The following is a 25886-nucleotide window of genomic DNA, read 5'->3' on the forward strand; positions in this document are numbered from 1 at the left end:
CTCCCTTTAATAAAGGGAGGGTAAAATCTTTAAACTGTATGCCCCAGCGCTTCACCCATATTCACCAAAGAATTGGCCTTGAATACGGCATCCCACTGCATTTTATTTTCTTCGAATAAAATCACTGCTGTTGAACCGAGGTAGAAACGACCCAGTTCTGCCCCTTTTTCCAGGAACAGATCATGCTGATTAAGTTCGATCCGGCCTGAAGGCTTCACTTTGCCGGTTGCCACGGTTTCAATACCCGCCACAATCATCGCACCGACCAATACCACCGCCATACGGCCGATTTCAGTATCAAACAGACAGACCATACGTTCATTGCGTGCAAACAGGCCCGGAATATTTTCTGCGGTCACCTGATTGACCGAGAATAGCTCGCCCGGTACATATAACGTTTCAGTCAAGGTGCCAGCAAATGGCATATGCACCCGATGATAATCACGTGGCGACAAATATACGGTCGCAAATTCACCGTTTTTGAATGGCTCGGCCAGTTGCGGATCAGCAATCAGTGCTTCAACGGTAAATTTCTGGCCTTTGGCCTGAAACACATCGCCATTTTCAATTTTACCTAGCTGGGAAATCGCACCATCTGCAGGCGAAACAATGCTCGTAGCATCTGGATCAACCGCACGGATACCTTCTTTTAGGGCGCGGGTAAAAAATTCATTAAATGACTTGAATTTCAGGGCATTGGCCTGTTCAGCAATCGACATATCAATGCCATACTGCGCCTTAAAGGCAGTAATTGCAGCAGTTTTGATAATCGGGTTTTCGCTGGCGGCAATTTTACCCACCACCCGAGACAAGCGATGTTGCGGTACTAATCGTTGAGCTTTAATAAAAAACTGTTGTTTTAAACGTGATGTGATGCTCAAGATGGCAGCTCCCCTGTAGCGATTGGACTATCGAGGCGGTTGCCCCATTCACTCCACGCACCATCATAGGCTCGAATTTTCCAGCCCAGTAAACGACCCAGAATATAGGCCAAACCTGAGCGGTGATGGGACTGGCAGTACACCACAACGGGTTGATTCAAATCAAAGCCCAGTTGTTCCAGACGCTGCTGAGTACGTGGTAAAGGCTGTAATTTTAAATGATTTTCGCGATTAAGGGCAGTACTCCATTCAAAATGACGTGCTCCCGGAATGTGACCGCCGCGTCGAGCCGCTAAACGTAGGCCAGTATATTCATCTTGCGTGCGGCAATCCCAAATTTGAACCTGTTGATTTTCAACCTGTTGGTGCAGTTCATCATAGCCAATCTGAAAATTCGCCTGATGCTCGAGATTAACCTGCAATACGTTCTTCACTGGTGCAAACTGCTCCTGACTGGAAGAAGTCGGCAAACCAGCACCGAGCCAGGCATGAATCCCGCCATTCAACAGACTGGTATTTTCAAAACCCAGACAATGTAGGTTCCAGAGCAAACGCCCTGCCCATGCCCCGCCCTCATCATCATAAGCCACCACATGATGCTCAGGAGAAATATTCAGATAATCAATGAGAGCCTGCAAGCCTTCGGTATCCGGTAACAGTCCCATCGCCGTTTCTTCCTGACGCACCAGAAGTTTAGGCTTTAAATGCAAGGCATGCGGAATATGCAGCTGCTCATACACAGAGGCACGGCTCAGGTCGACAATACGAAGTTTTTCATGGCCCAAATAGGGAACTAAATCTTCTGCCTCAATCAGCAGGCCAAAATTAAAAGCTGCAGCGGTCATCGTTATCATGGCTATTATTGGTCAAATCCTGTTGATCTTAGCACAGCTGGTTTTTAGACTTATGCGCTTTCTTTGCAGATGATTAGCAAGATTTTAGCTAAACCCTAGTCTTAAATACTCTTGCATAAAAAAACCGCATCTGCATAGATACGGTTCTTTAAAATTATGAATTGTTCAAACTGACTTAGGCAGGTTCATTGATCTCAAAAACCTGACGTAAATAGGCCAGGAACGTATCATTATCGGTCATGGTTTTGCCCGGACTATCCGAGATTTTGGCTACTGACTGACGGTTACATTCCACCAGTTTCAGCACAATATTGAGTGGGGTTTGCCCCATATCATTGGTCAGATTGGTGCCAATGCCGAAACTGACCTGAAAACGGTCTTTAAAGTACTGATGCAATTTCCAGGCTTTTTCCAGATTCAGGCCATCACTAAAAGTCAGCATCTTGGTTTTGCTGTCTATTTTCAGCTTTTTATAATGCGCATAGGCCTTGTCACCCCATTCATAAGGGTCGCCACTATCATGACGCAAGCCATCAAACAGCTTGGCAAAGTACAGGTCAAAGTCGCGCAGGAATGCATCCATCCCCACCACATCGGTCAAGGCAATACCCAAGTCACCACGATATTCCTGTACCCAGCTTTCCAGTGCAGATTTCTGGAAATTACGTAAACGTACGTCCAGCGCCTGAAAAGCTTGCAGGAATTCATGCGCCATGGTACCAATCGGGGTAATGCCCAGCTCTTTGGCTAACAGTACATTACTGGTCCCACGGAACACATGCGGTGCGGCTTTGTGAAATTCTTCGACCACATGCTTTTGCCAATCGAAACTGTAACGGCGACGCGTACCAAAATCTGACACCAAGAATGGTGGATCATTGGGGTTTTGCGCAGCGTCATACTGTTTTAACAGCTCGATTTTGGCTTTTAAACGGCGCTCGCCTTCTGCCAATACTTCAGGCGTGCGAATGCGGCTGAAATACAGTTCATTGACAATAGCGAGAACGAATATCTCAAACATCATCGCCTGAACCATCGGGCCTTCCACAACAATATCCAGACGGCCTTGACTGTCGATACTGGCCTTGATGAAACGGCGCTTGAGCTGGAACAGTTCCAGATAATCGACAAAGTCGCTTTTGATAAAACGTAAGCTTCTTAAATATTGCAGTTCATCTTCTTTGAATTTGAGCTGACACAGCAGGTCCAGTTGATGATTCAGGTCATCCAGAATATCCGTCAGTGGATAGACTGTATCTTCCAGATTACGACAACGGAAATGGTAGACACTATGCGTTTGCGGAAACTTGTGTAAGACCACTTGTAACATGGTGAATTTGTACAAGTCAGTATCTAACAGAGAATGGATAATTGGAGCCATAACTAAGGGAATATCGCTGTGCTTATCTCTGCATTAAAGCATAAAAAGTCGTGCAATAATGCAGGATTTACGTACAGCTGGCTGTATTTGCGACAAAAGTATCAGAAGCATAACCCGGTTTATTTCTGTGATTTGAACTGAGCTTTTTCCTGTTCCTGAATCAGTTTCTGCAACTGTTTTTCCTGACCAATGACCTTAGCAAATTCGGCTGTGGTCTTTTGTCCGGTTTTTTTCGCCTGGGCATCACAATCCACCTGACGCAGCTGCTTGGCAATCGCAAATTCCATCTTGAATAAAGCCCCCATCAAGGCTGTATTGCCTCGATTATCTCGAGCACAGCGGTCGGCACCATGTTTAAGCAAGCTGGCGACAATATCCTGATGACCATAATAAGTCGCCATCATCAGTGGTGTATAACCGTCTTTATTGCGTACATCGACCGGAAAGCCATGTTTTAAAAATTCGTTGATAACTTCGCTATTGCCAATTTTGGCAGCAGCAAAGAATAGGTCGACCAATTCCTGTTGTGAGTTCATCTGAACATGGTTCACAGTTTTAGCGGGGGAGATCTCCTTCGCGACAGTCACGTTTGCGAATGCGGAACCTATCGTGAGAATACTGGCTAAAAACACAGATGACATAACTTTCATGATGAACTCCAGCAGAAATCGAAGGGAAATTTAAGTCCTGAAAAACTGAATTATCCTGAGATGAGATGAAAAACGGAGTGCCTGTAAAACTCCCCCTAGGGTGCAGGAAAGGTTTGGAGTATTACAGGACTTTTTGGAGGTGATGCGCTATGCCCTAGTCACCAATTCCTCAAGACCAATCGGGATTAGTCTTTTAATTTTGCAGCTTTGGCTTTAACAGTCGCTAGGTTCCCATTGACCGCTTTGGTCATACGGGTACCGTAGTCCGCATCTGCCTTGTAGAAGTAAGACAACATGATGTGCTTGGTTTCTGAATCTTTCACTGCACCTAAGTCAGCAGTAAGGTTCATGATCAGGTCATCTTTCTCTTTGGCCGTGTATGAACGATACAGCTCACCTGCCTGTTTGAAGTTCTGCTCTTTCACGCCAATTTGCTGTACATGACCAGATAATGGAGTTTGAACCGCACGTGCTTTTTCAGTTGCAGCTTTTGGCTCTTTACGGCTTGGCTCATAGTTCACATCCGAGTCATGCTCAGAGATATTCATGTAGCCATCTTGGTTATTGTTGTTCACATTTACCACTGGACGGTTCACCGGAATTTGCTGGTGGTTGGCGCCTAAACGGTACATTTGCGTATCTGAGTAAGAGAAGATACGGCCTTGTAACAGACGGTCTTCTGATGGCTCGATGCCTGGTACCAGGTTACCTGGCGCAAATGCCGACTGTTCAGTCTCGTTGAAGAAGTTCTTCGGCATACGGTTCAGCGTCAAAGTACCGACTTTAGTTTCTGGAACCAGCTCAGTTGGCCAGATTTTAGTTGGATCTAGCGGATCAAAATCAAAGCTGTTTAGATCTTTAGGATCAATCACCTGAATGTACAGATCCCATTTCGGGAAATTACTCGCATAGATGTTGTTATACAGATCATTGGTCAAGTGGTTGAAATCTTTACCCTGCTGTTCAGCCGCTTCTTTTACGTTTAAGCCCTTCACGCCCTGTTTAGAACGGAAATTGAATTTCACGTACTTGTATTCGCCTTTGTCGTTATACAGTTTGTAAGCATGTACCCCAAAACCGTCCTGTTCGCGGTAGCTAGTTGGAACACCTTGCTTACCATAAACATAAGTCAGCATGTTGGTTGCCCATGGCTGGCTCGACAGGAAGTCAAACACACGGTTAGCATCTTGGACATTCGTTACTGGGCTTGGCTTCATGGCATGAATGAAGTCCGGGAACTTGATTGCATCACGGATAAAGAATACCGGTGTCTGGTTACCGACCAAGTCCCAGTTACCTTCTTGAGTGTAGAATTTCAATGCAAAACCGTGTGGGTCACGTAGAGTTTCTGGTGAACCTTTACCATGAATTACGGTAGAGAAACGTAGGAAAACTGGAGTTTTAGTCCCCGCTTTGAACAATGAAGCGAGGGTAAGATCAGATAGATCTTTGGTCGCAACGAATTCACCATATGCCCCTGTACCACGCGCATGTACGACACGCTCAGGAATACGCTCACGACCAAAACGTTGTAATTTTTGTACCAGTTGAACGTCCTGAAGGAGTACTGAACCATTTGGACCCGCAGTGATCGAGTTCTGGTTATCACCGACTGGTGCCCCGTTATCTTTGGTTAATGGTGCAGCTTGTGCAGCTGTCACCGTTGCAAGCATTGCAACAAGTAATGAACGCTTAAACATTTCTAAATCTCTCAATTTAATACCTTTCCTGCATGCAGCTAAGATACTTGAGAGCAAAAAATAGATAAAACAGATAATCTTTATGATTATGATCGTGTTTTTAGATAGTTTAAAATATTATCAATGCTAATCAATCAATTAAGCCCATTTTTTAGGCATTAACTTAATAACAGATGAATCTGATCTTGCTACAATGGCGGCAATTTTGAATCTGACTAAAATTGATTATGCGTGCATTATTACAACGGGTACTGGAAGCCAAAGTCGTGGTCGATGGTGAAACCACCGGAGAAATTGGCAAAGGTATTCTAGTTTTTCTAGGTTTAGGTAAAGAAGACAATCTGGAAAAAGGCAAAAAACTGATTGATAAGATATTGAAATACCGTTTCTTTGATGATGAGCAGGGCAAGATGGGCTGGAATGTCAGTCAGGCCGGTGGCGGTTTACTGCTAGTGTCCCAATTTACCTTGATGGCGCAAACTCAAAAAGGCTTACGTCCGGATTTTGGTCCCGCCATGCCGCCAAGCGATGCCAAGGTCTTGTATGAACAGCTGGTTGAATATGCGCAGAGCCAGTTCGAAAATGTACAAACCGGTATTTTTGCGGCCGATATGAAAGTGCATCTGGTCAATGATGGGCCGGTAACGTTTAATCTGGAAGTTGAATAAACCGTCATTGTTCCAAAATGAAAAAAGCCCTCTTGATGAGGGCTTTTTTATGATAATCCTTCCCTAGCCCCTCCTTTAATTAAAGCAGGGGGATTAGGAGTTATTTACCAGTTTTCTCTTTAATAAACTGGCGTGCCATTTTCACTTTTTCTTTGACCGGTTTTGGCAGTTTAGGCGGAATCATTTTCGCAACCTGGTTAAACCAGACCAGCAGACCAAAATCACCTTCCATTTTAATCGTGCCACTTTGCATACCGGTCATGAATGCAGTCGGATCACCTTTGAGCAACGTTTTTACGCCCTGTTCACTGTCAGCAAATTGCAGTACAAAATCAGCTTTTTCTGCATCACCTGAAACAGTATCAATATGACCATTATTCACAACGATCTGACGTGCCATTCCTTCATCTGTTCCAATCTGAATACGGAACTGGCGTTCATGTACCAATTCAATAAATTTCGGGCTGGTACGTGCTAACTGCTTCATACGTAATGCAAGACCTGCGACTAGCAAATCAAGTGGATCGGTACTGAGGTCAACCAAAGGAAGTTTGAGCACAGGAATGGAGGACAGTTTCATGGAATTATGCCTATTCTAATTGTACGAAAATTGACAAATATCCTAGCATAGATCAAAGCCAGGCAGATGCAGGACTTTGTATCATATTTCTAAACGAAAAATGCACCCGCAGGTGCATTATTTCGCTGATATTAGAGAACTTAACGGCTAGATAGCTGCTGCTGGTCATCTTCATACACTGGTGTATGTTCGATATAACGGCGTTTAGCCAAAGCACGCTCTGCACGTCGATCTTCACGCAATAACAGTAAGGTCACTACGACCATCACGGCCGTTAAAGCTGTCAGATAGCTATATGTCATCGGGAGCTCAAACAAGGCTTGAGTACCTACTCGAATTACTTCGATCAGGCCCCAGGCCAGCATTCCCGCAGCCATAAAACTTAACCAGCGACGATAAGGCGAGAAGAAAACAGCAAGCACAGCCGCGGCGACTAAACTAAAGCCTACGAGAGTTGCTAGATTCGCTGTTACCATATAAACCCCTCCATCCAAAAGGATAGTGTGTATGCTTGATATTGCAACCGTCCTACCTATTGAATTTCGTTAAATCAATAAAATGGAATGTGTTGATTTGTATCTCTATGCATGCATTATGCTGAGTTTTTTGCATAAAAAAAGTCCTGTTTTCTCCCCTTACGACATACTCTGTCGCGATATTATTTTGTCATTACATTTTTTATTTTCACAGTATTTGTGGATCAATTGCTGCGTCGATGTTGGCGTGTCATTACAAAATCATATGCCCTTTCATCGACTTAAAAAAAATATTTTCCGTTTAAGATGATCGGGGTATTTATAGACAAGCTGCGCCGTCCCTCGATAAAAGTTAAGCTAAAAATATAAAAAAACGCGACCCTAAGGCCGCGTTGGATTTCACCGAAAAGCTATGTGTTACGCGCGGCTCAGATCTTTATCATGTACACCGAGCAGGTAGAGCACACCATCCAGACCGACGCTAGAAATCGCTTGATTGGCATTTTGGCGTACCAACGGTTTGGCACGGAAAGCCACACCAAGCCCTGCAATCGAGAGCATTGGTAAGTCATTAGCGCCATCACCGACCGCAATAGTTTGTTCCAGGGAAATTCCCATCTCTTGCGCGATTTCCCCGAGCAAGAGTGCTTTGCGTGCGCCATCGACGATATGACCTTTGACTTCACCCGTGACTATACCATCCTGCACATCGAGCGCATTGGCATGCACTTCATCAATATCCAGTTTAGTTTGCAGATATTCCGCAAAATACTGGAAACCGCCAGAAAGAATTGCAGTACGGTAACCCAATGCTTTCAAAGTCGAAATCAGGCGTTCCGCACCTTCGGTAATGGTCAGGCGCTCGGCAATTTTCGGGAGTACCGATGCGTCCATACCTTTTAACAAGGCGACACGGGCACGGAAACTTTGCTGGAAATCCAGCTCGCCTTGCATAGCACGTTCGGTAATTTCTGCAACCTGCTCACCAACACCGGCTTCAATTGCCAGTTCGTCAATAACTTCCTGCTCGATCAGGGTTGAGTCCATATCGAAGCAAACCAGACGGCGGTTACGGCGATAGGCATTGTCTTCCTGCACCGCAACATCGACATTCAGTTCATTCGACAGGCTGAGACAGGCCGCGCGCATGGCAGCAGCATCCAGCATCTGTCCACTTAAACCGAACTGGACACAGGCACGTTTTGGCCCGGCACTCTGACCATCTAAAGCTGGACGGCCAGACAGACGGGTCACGGTTTCAATATTAAAACCCTGACCCGAGACAATCTGGGTCACGGCTTGCAGATGAGAGGCATTTAATTCAGGGGCCAATGCCGTTACGATATAACGTGTGCGTCCACCCTCTTTGACCCACTGATCATATTCAGTCGCAGAGATCGGTTTAAAGCGCACAGTTAACCCGATATCATGTGCTAGAATCAGGATCTCCTTCATGGCTAATGCTGTCGCTGTCTGGTCTTCAGAGGCTACAACAATACCTAAGGTTAACTGATTATGAATAACCGCTTGCCCTACATCTAAAATCTGTAGGGAATGGGCGGACAAAACCTGCATTAATCGTGTAAATTGATTAGGCTGGTCAGGTCCTAAGAATGATATAAGAATGATTTCTCGCATGAATTGACTCGGGTCTGAGCTACAACTATTGTTAGAATCATAATCGAAATTGAACAGAATTGCCTTGGAAGTTTACGTTGAATGCGCCTAGACAAGGGCTATTTGCTAGCCTATTGATTGTAAGTTTTGCTCTGCATACCTTTTTACTGGTATTGGCAACCACTCACCAACTGAATGAAAACCGTGCCAATCAGGGACAGCTGATCACCAGTCAACTGGTGACAGACAGCCTGTCTGAGCTTGAACCACCCAACCGCGTTTCTCTGGCGTTGCTGGCAAATCGTTATGCCACCAATCCCAGTGTAGCTTCCATCCGGATTCTGGATGCAAAAGCTCAAGTTTTAGCCACTGGCGGACTGACCAAAACTCGCGAGGGTGAAGTTTTTGTCCGTGATGCGCTGCAAAACGAGAAAAAAGTCGGTGTGATTGAAATCACCCTGATTGAGCCAAGTATTGGTGAAATTTTGCGCACGCAATGGCTGGCGATTCTGTTCTCTTTCATCATTCATGGTCTGCTCTGGGTCGCTTATCGTGCCGTGGCACGTCCAAGTCGGACTGAATATCTGGCGCGCATCAATAATGAATCACGGTTGAAATTCGAAATTCAGAACCTGACTCAGGCATTGGAACAGGAAAAGCATAATGCGGCACTGGCGATTGCCCAAGCCCAACAGGCAGTGAAAAATAAAGCCAAAGAAAAAGAACATAAGCCGGCGGTACTGGAGAGCGATAGCCTGAGCTTAAACATTCAGTTCTACGATCCAAAACAATTAATGGATAGCGTGAATAAAACCGTTTCAGTGCCTTATTTCAATCTCTGCCAGATTTTCCTGAATAAAGCCACCGAACTCTGTGTGCAACGCAATAAATTGAATAGTTCTGATATTTGTACCGTACATAAATTTGATGAAAAAGGTGCCACCATTAGTATCGCGGCAGACAAACCGAATGCCCTGGCCTGCCTGACCATGATCAGTGCCGTGTTTCAGCTGCTTTCGGAAGTGCTGTATAAACGCTATCGTGAAGAAAAACGTTTTGTGCTACAAACCCGTAGCGCGATTGCCTCTAAAGTCGAGGAGATGCAGCTCAGCTCGGTACAGGCCGCTGAGCGCCTGACTCAGCATCTGGTCGCGAAAGAAAGTGCCTTACATGTACCGAACACCTTGCTGAAAGATGTGAGTGATCACTTCCAGCTGGTCAGCATGCCGAATCCAACCAATGTCCTGACCCGTCATGCTTTTGTGGTGAATGGCATGGATGCTGAAAGCGCTGAACTGGCACAGACTTTTAGAACCGAAATTCTAAAATCCAAACAGTCCAAAGCCTCATAAATATCACTGAATATTGCAATTAAAAAAGCCGGATCCAACATCCGGCTTTTTTATGGATATAAAACAAATACACCAGCGTATCTTGGCCTATCCCTTAAATTTTTAACTGTTTTTGTTCCAGCAGATATTGCTGGGCATTATATGGCTGGGCCGGATCCTGACAGGAGACTTTATGCCACTGACCATCGGCATCTAACTCCCATGCATTGTGACAATCTTTTAAATAACTGATCAGGCCATCTTTATAAATCCGTTTTTTCAGCTCTGGATCCAGTACTGGGAAACAGGTTTCAACCCTGGAAAACAGGTTGCGCCCCATCCAGTCAGCACTGGCACAATACAGTTTCTTGGCGCCGCCATGCTCAAAATAATAGACTCGGGTATGTTCCAGGAAACGTCCGACGATTGAACGTACCTGAATATTCTCTGACAGGCCGGTGACTTGTGGAATCAGGCAGCAGATTGAACGCACAATGAGGTCAATTTTTACCCCAGCCTGCGAAGCCTGATACAGGGCAGCAATCAATTGTGGTTCGGTAAGCGCATTCACTTTGATGATGATATGCGCAGCTTTGCCGGCCAGGGCAAATTCCTTTTCCTGGTCAATCAGTTTCAGCAGTTCGCTATGCAGGGTAAACGGCGCATGCAGCAAGGCTTTCAGTTTGGCCATTTTCCCCATGCCGGTCAGTTCCTGGAACATGCGGTGCACATCTTCACAGATATCCGGCTGTGTGGTCATCAGGCCATAATCGGTGTACATGCGGGCATTACCGGCATGATAGTTTCCGGTACCCAGATGCGCATAACGCAGTAATTCCTGATTTTCACGCCGGACAATCAGAATCATTTTGGCATGGGTTTTATAACCGACAATGCCATAGACCACGACCGCGCCGGCTTCTTGCAGGATATTGGCCACCATGATGTTAGATTCCTCATCGAAACGCGCCCGCAGTTCAATCACGGCCGTGACTTCTTTGCCATTCCGTGCGGCTTCTGCCAGCACCTGAACAATTTCCGAATCCGGACCACTACGATACAGCGTCTGCTTGATCGCCAGCACCGCCGGGTCCTTGGCCGCTTCCCGCAGTAAAGTAATCACCGGCTGGAATGAATCAAAAGGATGATGCAGCAGCACATCCTGCGCCTTTAAAATTTCAAAAATACTTTTCTGTTTACGGAAAATTTTGGGAATCACCGGACTAAAATGCGGATACTTTAATTCTGGACGCTCAAAGCTGGTACTCAGGCGGGACAAATTGATCGGTCCATCAATCCGGTACAGTTCCTGTTCCGTCAGATCAAATTCATCCAGCAAATAATCGATGATGTTCTGTGGAGAGTCATTTTCAATTTCCAGACGTACTGCACGACCAAAGCGGCGCGAACACAATTCGTCTTTTAAGGCTACGGCCAGATCGTCAACATCTTCCGACAATACCAGATCGGCATTGCGGGTGACTCGAAAGGCATAACATCCGGTCGCTTTCATGCCCGGGAACAAATCACTGATATGCTGCTGAATGATCGCAGTCAGAAAAATCTGGGTGGTATTGTTTCCGGTGACGTCTTCCGGAATTTTAATCAGGCACGGTAAGGAACGCGGTGCCGGCACAATTGCCATTTCGATTTCACGGCCAAAAGCATCCTTACCTTCCAAGCTGATAATAAAGTTCAGACTTTTATTCACCAAACGTGGAAAAGGATGTGAAGGATCCAGACTGATCGGGGTCAGTACCGGTTGTACTTCTTTGGCAAAAAAGGCCGCGATCCAGGCCTTGTGTTTTTCCAGAAGATCCTGGTATTTAAGAAACTGAATCCCCTGCGCCTGGAGTTCAGGCAAAATTGCATGATTCAGAACCTCATACTGTTTGTTCACTGTGGCATGAATGGACTGGGACAGTTGTTGTAGAATCAGCTCGGTGGGTACAGCATCAGGCGTCCGGGTAGTCGCATTCAGGTCTTGCTGTTTCATCAGCCCGGCAATCCTGATTTCAAAAAACTCATCCAGATTACGGGAAAAAATAATCAGGAAGTTTAAGCGCTCTAAAATCGGTAAATTCGGATCAAGTGCTTGTGCCAAGACACGACGCTGAAATTCAAATAAGGAAAGTTCCCGATTAAAATAGGTCGCTGACGAATGCTGAAATTGTTCCATGCCCTCTCAATGCTGCTGATTACAGTCTGTTGTTTCACATCATTGAGGGGCGATCTTAGGCAGACTTCATGACACTTATGTTACAAAGTTCGATAAATCCATATAAATTAATATTTTAATTTTTAAAATTATAAAAAATCATCCTCTGGCTTGTTGCGCGCTGTCATCAAACTGCAATTAGGTGTCTGTTTTTTCAGTTTGTCTGGCAGCCCAATAAGTGGCTAAAGCTGGCCCTGAAATATTATGCCACAGGCTAAAAATGGCGCTTGGCAAAGCTGTCATTGGAGATGCAGCAAAATGGGTTGCCGCCAAAGCCACACCCAGACCAGAATTCTGCATACCGACTTCAATGGATACTGCACGACAGTCTATTTCTGCCAAGTGAAATATACGACTGGCCCAATAACCCAGTAAATAGCCCATACCATTGTGTAAGGCCACGATTCCTAAAATCATTAACCCAGACTCCAGAATCTGGGTTTTGCTGCCGGCAATAATCGCCGCGACAATTGCCACAATCGCAATCACAGAAATCAAGGGCATTACCTGAATATAGGCCGTGACTTTTTGCTTGAGTAGCGCCCGTACGATTAAGCCCAGAATAATCGGGAATAACACCACCTGTAAGATCGACACCAGCATCGACCAGGCATTGATTTCAATCCACTGACTGGCCAACAAGTAGAAAATGGCCGGAGTTAGAATGGGCGCCAGTAACGTAGAAACCGAGGTACAGGCGACCGACAAGGCAGTATTGCCCTTGGCCATATAGGTAATCACATTGGATGCAGTTCCGCCCGGACAGCAACCCACCAAGATTACCCCGATGGCAATCTCTGGTGGCAGCTGGAACAGCTTGCACAGCAAAAAGGCCAAACCCGGCATCACCATAAACTGGGCGACGACGCCAATCGCTACCGCTTTCGGACTTTGCAGGACACTTTTAAAATCGCCTACCGTCATGGTCATCCCCATGCCGAACATGATGATGCCCAACATCCACGGAATATAAGCCCGTAACCAGACAAAAGCTTCAGGGATCATCAAGGCAATGCCGGAAAAAAGCACCACCCATAAAGCAAAGGTTTTTTGGACAAATTGGCTAAACTGGAGCAAGGCTGACATGGGTTTCATCCAGGTGACATTAAGGGAGAAAAAGTAAGATAAAACAGGCATCCGTTGATGCCTGAATTTTTATATTTAAATATAAATAAAATCAAAGGAATATTTAAATTCTATCCCTATCCAGCTTTAAGCGGCTTGAACGATATCTTTCACATAGATACGTTTTACGCCATGCGACAGCATATCCTGCCAGGCATGTTGCAAGGAACCATTCAGGTCAATGCCCTTGGTGGCATCGGCAATCACATAGGTTTTAAAGCCCAGTTTGCAGGCATCGATTGCGGTCCAGGCCACACAAAAGTCTGTGGCAATTCCGACCACAAATACGGTATCAATCCCACGTTCACGCAGATAGCCAGCAAGACCCGTCATGGTTTTCCGGTCAGCTTCCATAAAGGCCGAGTAACTGTCGATTTGAGGATGAAAGCCCTTGCGAATGATGAGTTGTGCTTGCGGTAAATTTAAATCCGGATGCAGTTCGGCATCAAGTGTCCCTTGTACACAATGCTTTGGCCATAAGACCTGACTGCCATAATCCAGCTGAATACTGTCATAGGCTGCTTTGCCGGGGTGGTTGTCTGCAAAAGAAATATGGTTGTCCGGATGCCAGTCTTGGGTCAGGATAATATGCTTGAAATGCTGCCCCAATAAATTGATATTTGGAATAATCTGGTCAGCATTGGCTACAGCCAGATTGCCCCCCGGGGTAAATCCTCTCTGTACGTCCACGACCAGTAAAGCGACATTATTCTGCATCTGTTTTCATCCATTGAAATCTCGATTTATGCCCAATCATAGCGCAAAATACCCCATGATTTTTAGCCCTGCTGCTAAAAATGGTATGACTGTGTATTCTCAGCATGCGCATATGAGCAGATCAATAGATTCATTATTTTTGACAAAAAAGGATGGGTTCCGAGCTAGATCTCTGCAAAAAAATAAGTTTTAAAATAAAGTGATGAATCTTTCTAATAATAAAACAGTGTATTTAATTCTTAAATTCTGAAAATAAAAAAAGCCTGCAAAAGCAGGCTTTTTTAAATCTTGGAACATTACACTTTAGTGCGGTTTACCAGGAACAGCATACATAATGTAGAGATGATGATACATGGGATCGCAGCAGTAATAACCCCCGCAGCACCAAAACCTGCTGTCAATAACTGACCGGCAATGACTGGACCCAGCATGGCACCGATACGGCCAACTGCAGACGCAACACCAACACCAGTACCACGCACTTCTGTGGGATAAACGATACTACCGAAGGCATACAGTACACCCTGACAGCCAATCACGAAGGCACCGGCCAATGCGGCTGCCATATACATCTGGTTCAGCGAGCTTGCGCCATTCAGCGCCAACAGACCTGCCAGAATACCGCCGTACATCAACAGGATCACATAGGCTTTCTTCCAGCGGTCGGTCAGCATACCCAAAATAATCGTACCAATCGTCGCTGTCACCATGAAGTAGAACTGTGCGGTTGAACCATCTTTACGTGTGAAACCAAGTTCCATAAACAATGATGGCAGCCAGCTCAACATGATGTAAACCACCATCAAGGTAAAGAAGTAGCTCACCCAGATACATAGCGTACGTAACAGGTTGTCCGAATTAAACAGGTCCTTGAATGAACCCTGCGGTGCAACAGCAAGCTCTGCAGCCGTTTTATTCTGTGCTTTCAGGTATTCCTTCGATTCAGGCAAAAATAGCATCATCAGCGGAATGGCAAAAATCGGTAACAGGCCACCGAGATAGAAAACATTTTTCCAGTTGGCGCCAAATTCAGTCGCCGCAATTAAAGATAAAATTGCTGCACCAACTGGCATGCCACAGTACATCAGGCCCACGGCACGTCCACGGTTTTGAGGAGCCACGGCTTCAGAAGCTAGCGTGATTAAGATCGGCATTGCACCGCCAAGACCCGCACCCGCCAGAAAACGAACTGCCAGCAAACTGTGGAAACTGTTCACCCACACGGTACATAAGGTAAATACAGCAAATACTGCTGTCGACCAGATCAAGACTTTCTTACGGCCAATGCGGTCCGCAAATCGCCCACCAACCAGTGCACCAGGCAATAGGCCCAGAATCCCTGCACTAAAAAACACACCCAATTGTGAGCTATCAAGACCAAAGTGCTCACGGATACCAGCAGCGGCAATCCCGGCAGCCTGAATATCCAGGCCTTCAATCACAGCGATCAGAAAGCAGATCACTACCGTGATGATCGCGTGCTTATTGTCTGATTTTTCCATTGGATTATCCTTGTTCAATCAGCGTTACAAAAGACAGCCATCATCTATGAGGCTGATTGCAGAAATAACTATCAATAAGTTGAACGTTTTGTTTAGATATTCCTAAAGGAGCTGAAATAGATGAATTGAAGATGCTGACTAATAAAGTCGCAAAAACACTTAATCAGAACACCATAAAGTTCAAGACTTAGAGTTTAAGGCTTATACATCAAGTTAAAAAATTAACCGATAAGAAAAAAATTCTCAATCTATTGATATTTAAAAAAGATTAGTCTTAGTCGTTTTTGACTTTATTTGTTTTGGTGCGAGAGTGCGATCAAGATGTACGAGGTCTCAATTTATCCAATATAACTATTAATCCAAAATTAAAAGGCATAAAAATGGCAGTTTTCAGCTGATCTTTTTTGCACAAGCCTTATCATTATTGGGTTCATTTGGGGTAATCTCCTCCATTGTCTAGACTGGAGACATAACTTTGGTCTCAGGATTTTGCTTTATAAATCATCTTATTTATTACTTGATTGTTTCCAAAAGGCTTTGTATAAAGAATTCAGTAGCTTTTACTAAAGCATATTGTTCTTATGCGTTTGATCAGTCATAATTTGCATAAGCAATATTCAATTCAATGCAAATCTATTGAATTTGCTATAAATCAAAATACAAATCCATCCCAATTTATGTTTTCTCATTCCTTTCGGATGGACAAATAGGATAGTTTTTTAAAATGACTCAGCAAGCACAGACCATTCAAGGTTCCATAGTCGCAATCGTCACCCCTATGTTTGAAGATGGCAGCGTAGATTGGAAGGGTCTCGAGAAGCTGGTTGAATGGCACATTGCAGAGGGCACCAACAGTATTGTCGCCGTTGGAACAACAGGCGAAGCCTCTACTCTCAGTATGAGTGAACACACCCAGGTGATCAAAGAAATCATTCGTGTGGCCAACAAACGTATTCCTATTATTGCCGGCACAGGTGCAAACTCGACCCGTGAAGCGATCGAACTGACCCGCGAAGCCAAAGAGCTGGGGGCAGATGCCGCTTTACTGGTGACGCCATATTATAATAAACCGACTCAGGAAGGCTTGTATCAGCACTATAAAGCTATTGCTGAAGCCGTTGATCTTCCACAGATTCTTTATAATGTTCCGGGCCGTACCGGTGTGGATATGGCCAATGAAACCGTGATTCGCCTGGCGGATATTCCACAAATTATCGGTATTAAAGATGCGACTGGCGATGTACCGCGCGGTGCTGAACTGCTGCAAGGCCTTGTCGGTAAAGATATGACTGTTTATTCGGGTGATGATGCAACTGCGTATCAACTGATCGGTCATGGCGCCAAAGGTAATATCTCGGTCACGGCGAACGTGGCTCCGAAAGCCATGAGCGAAGTGTGTGCAGCTGCGATTGCCGGTGATGCAGCCACAGCTGAACAGTTAAATGCTCAGGTTGCAAATTTACACAATATTTTATTTTGCGAATCGAACCCAATTCCTGTGAAATGGGCACTCCATGACATGGGCTTAATTGGTACGGGTATTCGCCTTCCATTAACACCACTTGCAGAACAATATCGCGCTCCGCTTCATGAAGCACTGGTCGAAGCGGGCGTTATCAAATAAAAGAGCACAAGATTATGCAATTACGTTTAGGACTTAGCCTTACACTTTCAGTATTCAGTTTGGCAGGTTGTAGTTCAATGGCCTTTAATAACGGCACTTTAGACTATAAAGAGACTACTACCCTGGAAGCTTTACAATATCCTGAAGGCGCCATGGTTCGTCCTGCAACGCCATTGTATCCTGCTCCAACAGTTGATCCGCTTGCAATTGAACATGCACCGAAGCTTGAAAACCAGCGTGGCAACCGTTTTGCCTTGCCACGCCCACAAGCCCAGACTGAAAACTCAAATACAGCTGATCTAACCGAAACCAATACGGTGGGTCGACCACAGTTGGTCACTGACGGAAATCTTAATCCGCTGCTTAAAATTGAGGGAAATTCTGCTACAATTTGGCAATATACACTTGCCACCCTCAGCAGTCTGAATCATAGCATCGTTGCGCAGAGCAAAAATCGTTATGAAGTCACGATTAAGGTTGATCAGCAGATCTATGTATTAAGATTATCTTCTGTCGGTTCAAGTAATAACCTCGCTGTGTTCAATGCCGATAACAGTTTTGCCGACCGTGAAAAAGCTGCCGAACTGCTCAACCAGATTTACCAAAATTGGCCAGCCTAGACATTTCTAGGCATTTTTTTTGTAAAAGGTTCCCTCATGTTAAAACAAACCTTGCTCTATACTGGTAAAGCGAAATCTGTCTACACCACAGACAGTTCAGACCATCTGATTTTAGTCTTTCGCGATGATGCCTCAGCATTCAATGGCGAAAAAATTGAGCAACTAGATCGTAAAGGCAAGGTGAACAACCGTTTTAACGCCTTCATTATGGAAAAACTGGCAGAAGCGGGAATTGAGACCCACTTTGAAAAGCTATTGACTCCAAATGAAGTGCTGGTAAAAAAACTGGATATGATCCCGGTTGAATGTGTGATCCGTAACTATGCAGCAGGTTCTTTATGCCGCCGCCTGGGTGTGGAAGAAGGCAAGGAACTGACTCCTCCAACATTTGAATTGTTCTTTAAAGATGATGCGCTTGGTGATCCAATGGTCAATGAGTCACAAGCCATTGCTTTAGGTTGGGCAACTGCTGAACAATTGGCGAAAATGAAAGAATTGACTTACCAAGTGAACGACGTGCTTAAAGCATTGTTTGACGCAGGGAATATGATTCTGGTTGATTTTAAGCTTGAATTCGGCGTGTTCCACGACCGTATCGTACTTGGTGATGAATTCTCTCCAGACGGTTGCCGTCTATGGGACAAAGACACCAAGAAAAAACTAGATAAAGACCGTTTCCGTCAAGGGTTAGGCGGCGTAGTTGAAGCCTATGAAGAAGTAGCTGGCCGTTTAGGTATCAATCTAGACAACATCTAATCTGTAAATGCGCAGATTCGAAAAAACCGAGCTTTTTAGCTCGGTTTTTTATTTCCGTCTTTTAATCGGAAAAATAAATTTTTATTATTAAAATGATCGTTTTTACATCAAAAACTACATGCATTAATATTATCACATACTAGGCAAATCAGTGAGTTGACGCACTTTACTCCATATTTTCCGACCAAATTTCTCCTCTACCCTCTAGGATGTTATCTCCCTCAAAAACATCCTACTTTCAGCCCAATTCGCCTTGAATTGGGCTTTTTTTTAATCTGTTCAATTAGTTGGGATACCCAGCTTTATTGCTGCTGTTGTTGCTGTTGCCAACGGCGTTGCTGTAAACGCTCCCCTTCAACTTCACGTTTATTACGTGCTGATTCATACAGTTTGGTATCCTTCAGTTCTGGCGGCATATATTCCTGTAGCACAAAATGCTCAGGATAATTATGCGGATACAGATAATCCACGCCATAGCCCTGCTCTTTCATCAGCTTGGTTGGCGCATTTCTTAAATGCAAAGGCACTGGCAAATTTGAAGTTTTATCTGCGAGTTCCATCGCCTTGTTAATCGCCAGATAGGTACTGTTACTTTTAGCACTGGTCGCCAGATAAACTGCACATTGCCCCAAAATAATCCGGCATTCTGGCATTCCCACGGCCTGCACCGAACGGAAACATTCCCCTGCCAACAGCAAAGCATTCGGATTCGAGTTGCCGATATCTTCAGATGCGGCAATCAGCATACGCCGTGCAATAAACACCGGATCTTCACCGCCTTTGAGCATGCGTGCCATCCAGTACAGGGCTGCATCCGGATCACTGCCGCGAATCGACTTGATAAAGGCCGAGACCAGATCATAGTGCTGCTCACCGGACTTGTCATAACGGGCGATATTCTGCTGTGCGACTTTCACCACGACTGCATTGGTGATGATATTTTCCATATCCGCTTCAAAGGTACTGGCGATCAGATCCAGTAAATTTAGTGCCTTACGGGCATCTCCTGCTGCGAACTGGATCAGGGCATCAAATTCTTCAATCAGGATATGTCTTTCCTGCAAGAAAGAATCATTTTGCAAGGCTTGTGTCAACAAAGTCTGAATCGATTCAGCGCTCAATGCATTCAGGCTATACACCTGACAACGTGACAATAAGGCACTATTCACTTCAAAAGACGGGTTTTCCGTGGTAGCACCAATTAAGGTAATTTTCCCTTTCTCGACCGCATTTAATAAAGCGTCCTGCTGGGATTTATTAAAGCGATGAATTTCGTCAATAAACACCACTGGCGTCAGCAAATCGCCACCTTCTGCAATGATTTCACGCAGCTCTTTCACGCCGGTATTCAGTGCAGACAGGCTGATAAAAGGCCGGTCTACCGCTTGAGCCAGCAGTAAGGCAATGGTGGTTTTTCCGACTCCGGGAGGTCCCCAGAAAATGATCGAAGGTAGATGCCCCTGATCAATCATCTGGCGTAAGGGCGCCTGCTCACCCAGCAAATGTTCCTGCCCGATAATCTGTGTAAGGTCGCGTGGCCGTAAGCGTTCTGGAAGCGGGATATGACTATCTGACATGTTATTATTGGCTCAAACTAAATTCTGATCTCATTCTAACACCAGCAGTTTTGATTCCAAGAATGCAAACATCAAGCATAAAAAATTAATTTATGGAGATATCCTCTATTTTTTTAATTCTGAATGAATTAATCTCTGTAAAAGTGAATAATTTGAACATGATTAATTGTGAATTAATTACAGTGTAATTTTCATATTGTTTATTCTAATTAAAAGAAACTTATCTCGCCCCTTGGGCACTTTTGGGTTGTAGTGGTGAATGCATGAAGCATGATAAATTTGAACAGGGAGCTGTGAGTCGGTCTAAGCCACTGACGTCATCATCACTGATTGCACCCCACGTTCACTTGTCTGAATCGGTTTTGTTAAAAAATCTGATCGATGCCTTACCGCAACCCTTGTGGGTCAGCAACAAACAACATCTGCAATATTTTAACGATGCCATGACTGATTATCTTGGCATGAACCTGAATGAACAGGGCCATCTGCAATGGCAGAGTTTTATTCATACCGAGGACTTGCAGCTATTTTTAGCGCAGTGGCATGCTGCGCTGGATCAGCATCAGAATTTTGAAACCCAGTGCCGGATTAAACGCAATGATAGCCATTATCGCATGTGTAGCCTGGCGGTAAAATTTCATCATGAACCTGAACATTTGCTGCAATGGGCCGTTTCCCTGACTGATGTACATGATTATTTTGAAATCCAGCAGCAACTTTCTCAGATTGTTTCAACCCAGGAAAACATGCTGGATGCCAGCGCAGACTGCATTAACATTATCAGCCCTGAAGGCGAGATTCGACATAGCAACCAGTCTGGCTGTCTGGCACAAGTAAGTGAGACCGCAGGACAAAATCAAGACCGTTCATTGTGCTGGTTAAATCGCTTAACCCCTGAAGCCCGAAAATCCGGGCAACGTGCTCTGAAACAGGCAGCCCAAGGCTTAAACAGCCGTTTTTCCAGCAAAGTTCAGATTAAAGATCAACCGATCCAGTATTGGGATCATCTGCTGACCCCGATTCTGGATCAGCAGAATATTACCCAAAATATCCTCTGTGTATCACGCAATATCAGTCAGCAAAAAATTGCAGAAACGCGGTTAAAAGAAGTAATTAAACGTGATGAACTGACTGGCCTGTATAATCGCAGTACCTTCTATAAAACCTTTAAACAGGTACTGTTAAAGGCCAAACAACAGCAGACCATGGCGGGTTTACTGCTGATTGATCTGGACTATTTCCGGCATATTAATGACACCTTGGGCCATATTGCCGGCGATCATCTGTTACATGTCTTAGGCAAACGCTTCCAGACTTGTTTCGGTCCGAATACCATCATCGCCCGTTTGGGTGGTGATGAATTTGTTGTACTGGTCAAAAATTTGGAAAGTGAAGAGCAACTGCTGGCAACGGCACAAATGGCCTATGCCCAGCTGGATCAGCCCATCAATTATGTCGGCAATAGCATCAGCAGTGCCATGAGTATTGGCTGTGCCATCTATCCACGTGATGCCTTAAATACTTCTAATTTGCTGAAATGTGCTGATATCGCCTTAAACGACCTGAAAAATAGTGGTCGTGGTGGTATCCGCATGTTCAATCAGGAAATGTGCGGTTCACTGGAAAATATGACCAAGCAGCTGACTCTGGCACGCAAGATTATTCTGGCCGACCAGATCATTCCCTATTACCAGCCCAAGGTCCGTCTTTCTGATGGTGCAGTGATCGGTTTTGAGGCGCTATTACGCTGGCAAGATCAGAATCAGAACATTCAGTTACCTTCCGAAATTTTTGCTGCCTTTCAGGACTATGAGCTGGCCTCACGCATCAGTAAAACCATGCAACTGAAAGTCTTTGCAGATATGAGCCGCTGGCAGGCGGAAGGTCTGGATCTGTTACCGATTTCAATCAATGCTGCACCGGTCGAATTCCTGCGCGATGATTATGCCGAAAAACTGTTGGCACGCCTGTCCAACTTTGATGTTCCGGCCCATAAAGTTGAACTGGAAATTACCGAGCAGAGCCTGTCCGAACATGGCGCCAATTATGTAGTTCGCGCCCTGAACCTGCTGAAACAGGCCGGAATCCAGATTTCACTAGATGACTTTGGCACTGGACATTCTTCGCTGACCCGCTTGCAGGACTATCCGGTCGATTGCATCAAGATTGACCGCAACTTTGTAGAACGCATGAACAGTGACCCGTCCGCCTTGGCCATTGTCAAAGCCATTACCCAGATTGGCTCTAGTATTGCACTGGATATTCTAGTGGAAGGGATCGAGAATACAGAACAGCTGGACACCCTGATCCATTGTGACTGTCAGATTGGACAGGGATTTTATTTCTATCGTCCGATGGCCGGTGCTTCGGCCCAGGCCCTACTCCATCCGGCAGATCAATAAACGAATCACGTAGGCAGATTTAACGCACCCAGCGTACGATATAGTCTTCGATGTCATCTTCATGAATATCGCTTTCAGTCAGGCAGCGCCCTGCTGCCGACTTGCGTGCCTGAATCACACTTTCCCGTGAACCGCTAATCAGATAATGCCAAGATGGCAGGCTTTTACCCTGCTCTACCCGACGATAGGCACAACTCGAAGGCAACCAGTGAATCGTTTCCAGCTTCTCTGGCGTGAGCTGAATACAGTCCGGCACATATTGCAGGCGATCCGGATAATTGGAACAACGCGCAGTGCTACAATCCAGCAGCTTACATGCCACTTTGGTATAGGCGACTTCCTGAGTATCTTCATCTTCCAGTTTAATCAGACAACACAACCCACAACCATCACATAAGGCCTCCCACTCGACTTGCGTCAGTTCAGCAAGTGAATAGTTTTTCCAGAATTCGGGACGTAAAGTATCGCTCATGATCGGGCCGGAATATTCAAAAATCAGCTGATTATAACAGCCAGAACCCTGCAGACCTACTGTCTCAAATTTTTATTGTTATCACGTAAACTATTGTTAAATCAGAGACAGTTCATCAACACAACACTAACAGTCGCTGGAATCGTTTATTTCTATACTAAATTTGAAAATAAAAACACATGGAGAATATATATGTTTCGCTGGGCTATTATTTTTGCTGTTATTGCATTAATTGCGAGTCTACTTGGTTTCGGTGGCGTCGCAGGCTTGTCTAAGGATTTTGCGATTATCTTGTTGGTAATTGCGGTGATTCTTGCGATCGTTGGTTTTCTTTCGCGCGGCAAGGTCTAGATTTACGCTAGACCTTTTCAAAGCAAGTGTTAGCTTTCAAAAAAAACAAGAGCCTTCTGGCTCTTGTTTTTTTATGGGTATTTTAATGATCTGTTTTGATCAAAAATACTTCTTTTAAGATGAACTTAGGGCTTTAAATGACGTGGTCTAAAACCTGCCACCAGCAAGGCTGCAACATACGCTACCACACCGACAACACATAAGATCAATACTTCTACCACACGCATCCATTGTGATACATCTGCGTTATACCAACTCAGGGCATAGGCTAAGGCCGCAATCATCACCACATTAGCAAACATGAATTGCAAGAAGATTTTTTTCCAGTGTGCGCCAAAACGGAAAATATCACGCTTATGCAGATAATAATAAAGCAAACCGGCATTGACCATCGCTGAACCCGTCGATGCCAACGCAAGGGCCATATGCTCCGCTTCCCAGCCAATCAGCTTGAAGAAACCAATAAAAATCACGTTCAGAATCGCATTGGCCGCCACAGCCATCAAACCGACACGCACCGGGGTTCTGGTATCCTGCTTTGCATAAAAACCGGGAGCAAAGACTTTAATCAGCATAAAGGCAATCACACCACCGCTCATACATTGCAGCGCCAAAGCCGTCATTTGAGTATCTTCAAAGGTGAACTGGCCACGTTCAAACAGGGCTTGAATAATCGGGGTCGACAGCATAAACAGTGCAACACTGGCGGGTAGGCCTGCCATCACAATAACTTTGGCTGCCCAGTCCATCATGCCACGGAATTTTTCCGGATTTTGCTCAGTATGCCGTGCCGATAAGGACGGCAAAATCACGGTACCAATTGCAACACCGATCAGACCCAGCGGCAATTCGGTCATACGCTCGGCACTGTACAGCCAGGACACCGAACCATCCTGCATGAATGAGGCCCAGATGGTATTTAACAGCAGGTTAATTTGCGTGACAGATACACCAAATAATGCCGGCAGCATCAACTTCATGATGCGATCAACGCCTTCATGCTTGAAGTCAATTTTCGGTGGAATCAGCAGATTTTTACGCCACAATTCAGGAATTTGGATCGCCAGCTGTAAAATACCGGCAATGATCACAGCCCAGCCCAGCGCCATAATCGGCTCGGCCATATAAGGCGTAAGCCAGAGCGCCCCGGCAATCATCGCCACATTCAGCAAGACCGGCGCAAATGCCGGGGTACTAAAAGAGCCATAACTGTTCAGAATACTGCTGGCAAAAGCCGTCAGTGACATGAACAACAAATAAGGAATGGTCAGGCGGAACATGTCAGTCGCCAGAGCGAATTTTTCAGGGTCGCTATGGAAACCGGGCGCATAGATATACATAATCAATGGCGCAGCAATGATCGCGACCATGGTCAGCGTGGTCATCACCGTGGCCAGACAGCCAAACACCCGGCTGATCAGGATCTGGACTTCGGTATGCGTGCGACTGGTTTTATATTCGGTCAGTACCGGAATAAACGCCTGTGAAAATGCGCCTTCGGCAAATAAACGCCTGAAAAAGTTTGGAATACGAAATGCGACTACGAAGGTATCGAAGTCTTTACCAGCACCAAAGACATTCAGTAAAACAATATCTCGAACCAATCCCAGTACGCGTGACAACATGGTCATCGCACTGACAATGACGGTCGAACGCCAAAGCGCCATCCTATTCACCTAATGTATAAATTTGTGGCTATTGTAATGAAACTTTTATCAGAAGTTCATTGCTTAATTTCATCGCTCAAGCGAGCTTGAGGTGTTTTTATAATGCTGTAGCTGTGTACGAAAATCAGCCCAGTTAAAATATGGTCCCGGATCGGTCTTGCGGCCCGGTGCAATATCCGAATGTCCGGCAATATGCTGCTGAATTTTAGGATAATAATCTTGCAAACAGGCAGCCACTTTGACCAGGGCTTCATACTGTGCGGTTGCAAAAGGCAAATCGTCACTGCCTTCCAGCTCGATCCCGATCGAATAATCATTACATTCTTTTTTGCCCAAATAGGTCGAGCGGCCGGCATGCCAGGCACGGTCATTGAAATTAACAAATTGCAGTACTTCTCCCGTTCTTAAAATTAGCAGATGGGTCGACACCTGCATCCCTTCAATGGTTTGAAAATAGGGATGTACTGACCAATCCAGCTGGTTCTGAAAAAACTGTTCAATATAACCGCCGCCAAACTGGGAAGGTGGCAGGCTGATATTGTGAATCACCAGCAATTGAATCTCGGTCTGTTCTGGCCGCTGATTAAAATTGGGAGACGGGATTTGACGTGCACCGATTAGTTGCCCGTCCTTGACCTGAAACTCAGCTGCCTGTTGCATAAAACCGTTCTCCCCAAAAATAAAATCTGCAAGATCAGCATTGCAGCCGGCTTCATG

General features: G+C 45.2%; 23 protein-coding genes. 7 read left to right on the forward strand and 16 right to left on the reverse strand.

Annotated features, from left to right (window positions below):
* Window positions 1-29: 29 nt before the first annotated feature.
* The 5 genes from asd to ACO1B7_RS06635 all read right to left on the reverse strand — a co-directional run bounded on the left by asd (window position 30) and on the right by ACO1B7_RS06635 (window position 5466).
* Complete coding sequence (gene asd, locus ACO1B7_RS06615) at window positions 30-881, reverse strand: archaetidylserine decarboxylase (protein ID WP_004281264.1); 852 nt, start codon at window positions 879-881, stop codon at window positions 30-32.
* A complete protein-coding gene (locus ACO1B7_RS06620) occupies window positions 878-1726 on the reverse strand; it encodes a sulfurtransferase (protein WP_039902485.1) in 849 nt (282 codons plus the stop codon). Before ACO1B7_RS06620 ends, asd begins: the two co-directional genes overlap by 4 nt.
* Window positions 1727-1910: 184 nt before the next feature.
* A complete protein-coding gene (gene pncB / locus ACO1B7_RS06625) occupies window positions 1911-3116 on the reverse strand; it encodes a nicotinate phosphoribosyltransferase (RefSeq protein ID WP_004281262.1) in 1206 nt (401 codons plus the stop codon).
* A 119-nt stretch (window positions 3117-3235) separates the two neighbouring features.
* Complete coding sequence (locus tag ACO1B7_RS06630) at window positions 3236-3766, reverse strand: ankyrin repeat domain-containing protein (protein WP_005250223.1); 531 nt, start codon at window positions 3764-3766, stop codon at window positions 3236-3238.
* Window positions 3767-3951: 185 nt separating this feature from the next.
* Window positions 3952-5466, reverse strand: coding sequence for a catalase (locus tag ACO1B7_RS06635; RefSeq protein WP_039902484.1), 1515 nt, complete (start codon window positions 5464-5466; stop codon window positions 3952-3954).
* A gap of 227 nt (window positions 5467-5693) precedes the next feature.
* Between ACO1B7_RS06635 and dtd the strand changes: the two genes are divergently transcribed.
* Window positions 5694-6134 carry a D-aminoacyl-tRNA deacylase gene (gene dtd / locus ACO1B7_RS06640; RefSeq protein ID WP_004281259.1) on the forward strand — a complete coding sequence of 147 codons (441 nt, stop codon included), beginning with the start codon at window positions 5694-5696 and terminating at the stop codon, window positions 6132-6134.
* Between the two features lie 100 nt (window positions 6135-6234).
* Here the strand turns inward: dtd and ACO1B7_RS06645 are convergent, their stop codons facing one another.
* The 3 genes from ACO1B7_RS06645 to serB form a co-directional block, all read right to left on the reverse strand.
* Window positions 6235-6714 carry an SCP2 sterol-binding domain-containing protein gene (locus ACO1B7_RS06645; RefSeq protein WP_004281258.1) on the reverse strand — a complete coding sequence of 160 codons (480 nt, stop codon included), beginning with the start codon at window positions 6712-6714 and terminating at the stop codon, window positions 6235-6237.
* A 140-nt stretch (window positions 6715-6854) separates the two neighbouring features.
* Window positions 6855-7190 carry a ciprofloxacin tolerance protein AciT gene (gene aciT / locus ACO1B7_RS06650; protein WP_034703185.1) on the reverse strand — a complete coding sequence of 112 codons (336 nt, stop codon included), beginning with the start codon at window positions 7188-7190 and terminating at the stop codon, window positions 6855-6857.
* 417 nt (window positions 7191-7607) lie between these two features.
* The gene (serB, locus tag ACO1B7_RS06655) at window positions 7608-8828 is read right to left on the reverse strand and encodes a phosphoserine phosphatase SerB (RefSeq protein ID WP_004281255.1); all 1221 of its coding nucleotides are present in this window, start codon (window positions 8826-8828) and stop codon (window positions 7608-7610) included.
* A 77-nt stretch (window positions 8829-8905) separates the two neighbouring features.
* On the opposite strand from serB, the gene ACO1B7_RS06660 reads away from it, so the two are divergent.
* Window positions 8906-10159 (forward strand): hypothetical protein, encoded by a 1254-nt coding sequence (locus ACO1B7_RS06660; RefSeq protein WP_423089932.1) that lies wholly within the window; start codon window positions 8906-8908, stop codon window positions 10157-10159.
* Between the two features lie 94 nt (window positions 10160-10253).
* Here the strand turns inward: ACO1B7_RS06660 and ppk1 are convergent, their stop codons facing one another.
* The 4 genes from ppk1 to mhpT form a co-directional block, all read right to left on the reverse strand.
* Complete coding sequence (gene ppk1, locus ACO1B7_RS06665) at window positions 10254-12317, reverse strand: polyphosphate kinase 1 (RefSeq protein ID WP_423089933.1); 2064 nt, start codon at window positions 12315-12317, stop codon at window positions 10254-10256.
* Between the two features lie 177 nt (window positions 12318-12494).
* On the reverse strand, window positions 12495-13442 hold the full coding sequence (locus ACO1B7_RS06670; protein ID WP_423089934.1) for a bile acid:sodium symporter family protein: 948 nt from the start codon (window positions 13440-13442) through the stop codon (window positions 12495-12497).
* A 126-nt stretch (window positions 13443-13568) separates the two neighbouring features.
* Window positions 13569-14198, reverse strand: a complete 630-nt coding sequence (gene pncA, locus ACO1B7_RS06675) for a bifunctional nicotinamidase/pyrazinamidase (RefSeq protein WP_004281251.1) — start codon at window positions 14196-14198, stop codon at window positions 13569-13571.
* 296 nt (window positions 14199-14494) lie between these two features.
* The gene (gene mhpT, locus ACO1B7_RS06680; protein ID WP_039902479.1) at window positions 14495-15700 is read right to left on the reverse strand and encodes a 3-(3-hydroxy-phenyl)propionate transporter MhpT; all 1206 of its coding nucleotides are present in this window, start codon (window positions 15698-15700) and stop codon (window positions 14495-14497) included.
* Between the two features lie 724 nt (window positions 15701-16424).
* Between mhpT and dapA the strand changes: the two genes are divergently transcribed.
* From dapA to purC, 3 genes are read left to right on the forward strand one after another with little or no spacing between them, the layout of a single operon-like run.
* The gene (dapA, locus tag ACO1B7_RS06685; protein ID WP_004281249.1) at window positions 16425-17324 is read left to right on the forward strand and encodes a 4-hydroxy-tetrahydrodipicolinate synthase; all 900 of its coding nucleotides are present in this window, start codon (window positions 16425-16427) and stop codon (window positions 17322-17324) included.
* A 14-nt stretch (window positions 17325-17338) separates the two neighbouring features.
* Entirely contained in the window at window positions 17339-17944 is a 606-nt protein-coding gene (locus tag ACO1B7_RS06690; protein WP_004281248.1) for a hypothetical protein, read from the forward strand.
* Window positions 17945-17980: 36 nt separating this feature from the next.
* Window positions 17981-18700: a phosphoribosylaminoimidazolesuccinocarboxamide synthase gene (gene purC / locus ACO1B7_RS06695; RefSeq protein ID WP_004281247.1), complete on the forward strand. Its 720-nt coding sequence runs from the start codon at window positions 17981-17983 to the stop codon at window positions 18698-18700.
* A gap of 302 nt (window positions 18701-19002) precedes the next feature.
* On the opposite strand, the gene ACO1B7_RS06700 is transcribed toward purC, so the two are convergent.
* Window positions 19003-20277 carry a replication-associated recombination protein A gene (locus tag ACO1B7_RS06700; protein WP_004281246.1) on the reverse strand — a complete coding sequence of 425 codons (1275 nt, stop codon included), beginning with the start codon at window positions 20275-20277 and terminating at the stop codon, window positions 19003-19005.
* 263 nt (window positions 20278-20540) lie between these two features.
* On the opposite strand from ACO1B7_RS06700, the gene ACO1B7_RS06705 reads away from it, so the two are divergent.
* Window positions 20541-22679: a putative bifunctional diguanylate cyclase/phosphodiesterase gene (locus ACO1B7_RS06705; RefSeq protein ID WP_039902478.1), complete on the forward strand. Its 2139-nt coding sequence runs from the start codon at window positions 20541-20543 to the stop codon at window positions 22677-22679.
* A gap of 19 nt (window positions 22680-22698) precedes the next feature.
* Here ACO1B7_RS06705 and ACO1B7_RS06710 read toward each other — a convergent pair whose 3' ends face one another.
* Window positions 22699-23151 (reverse strand): YcgN family cysteine cluster protein, encoded by a 453-nt coding sequence (locus ACO1B7_RS06710; protein WP_004281244.1) that lies wholly within the window; start codon window positions 23149-23151, stop codon window positions 22699-22701.
* A 192-nt stretch (window positions 23152-23343) separates the two neighbouring features.
* Here ACO1B7_RS06710 and ACO1B7_RS06715 point away from each other — a divergent pair, with 192 nt between their 5' ends.
* The gene (locus ACO1B7_RS06715) at window positions 23344-23502 is read left to right on the forward strand and encodes a DUF1328 domain-containing protein (RefSeq protein ID WP_004647174.1); all 159 of its coding nucleotides are present in this window, start codon (window positions 23344-23346) and stop codon (window positions 23500-23502) included.
* A 125-nt stretch (window positions 23503-23627) separates the two neighbouring features.
* Here the strand turns inward: ACO1B7_RS06715 and murJ are convergent, their stop codons facing one another.
* The gene (murJ, locus tag ACO1B7_RS06720) at window positions 23628-25178 is read right to left on the reverse strand and encodes a murein biosynthesis integral membrane protein MurJ (RefSeq protein ID WP_171054331.1); all 1551 of its coding nucleotides are present in this window, start codon (window positions 25176-25178) and stop codon (window positions 23628-23630) included.
* Between the two features lie 60 nt (window positions 25179-25238).
* Window positions 25239-25829, reverse strand: coding sequence for a 1,6-anhydro-N-acetylmuramyl-L-alanine amidase AmpD (ampD, locus tag ACO1B7_RS06725; protein WP_004281241.1), 591 nt, complete (start codon window positions 25827-25829; stop codon window positions 25239-25241).
* Between the last annotated feature and the right edge of the window lie 57 nt (window positions 25830-25886).

The sequence above is a fragment of the Acinetobacter lwoffii genome (genome assembly GCF_049367455.1).
GTDB lineage: Bacteria > Pseudomonadota > Gammaproteobacteria > Pseudomonadales > Moraxellaceae > Acinetobacter > Acinetobacter lwoffii_W.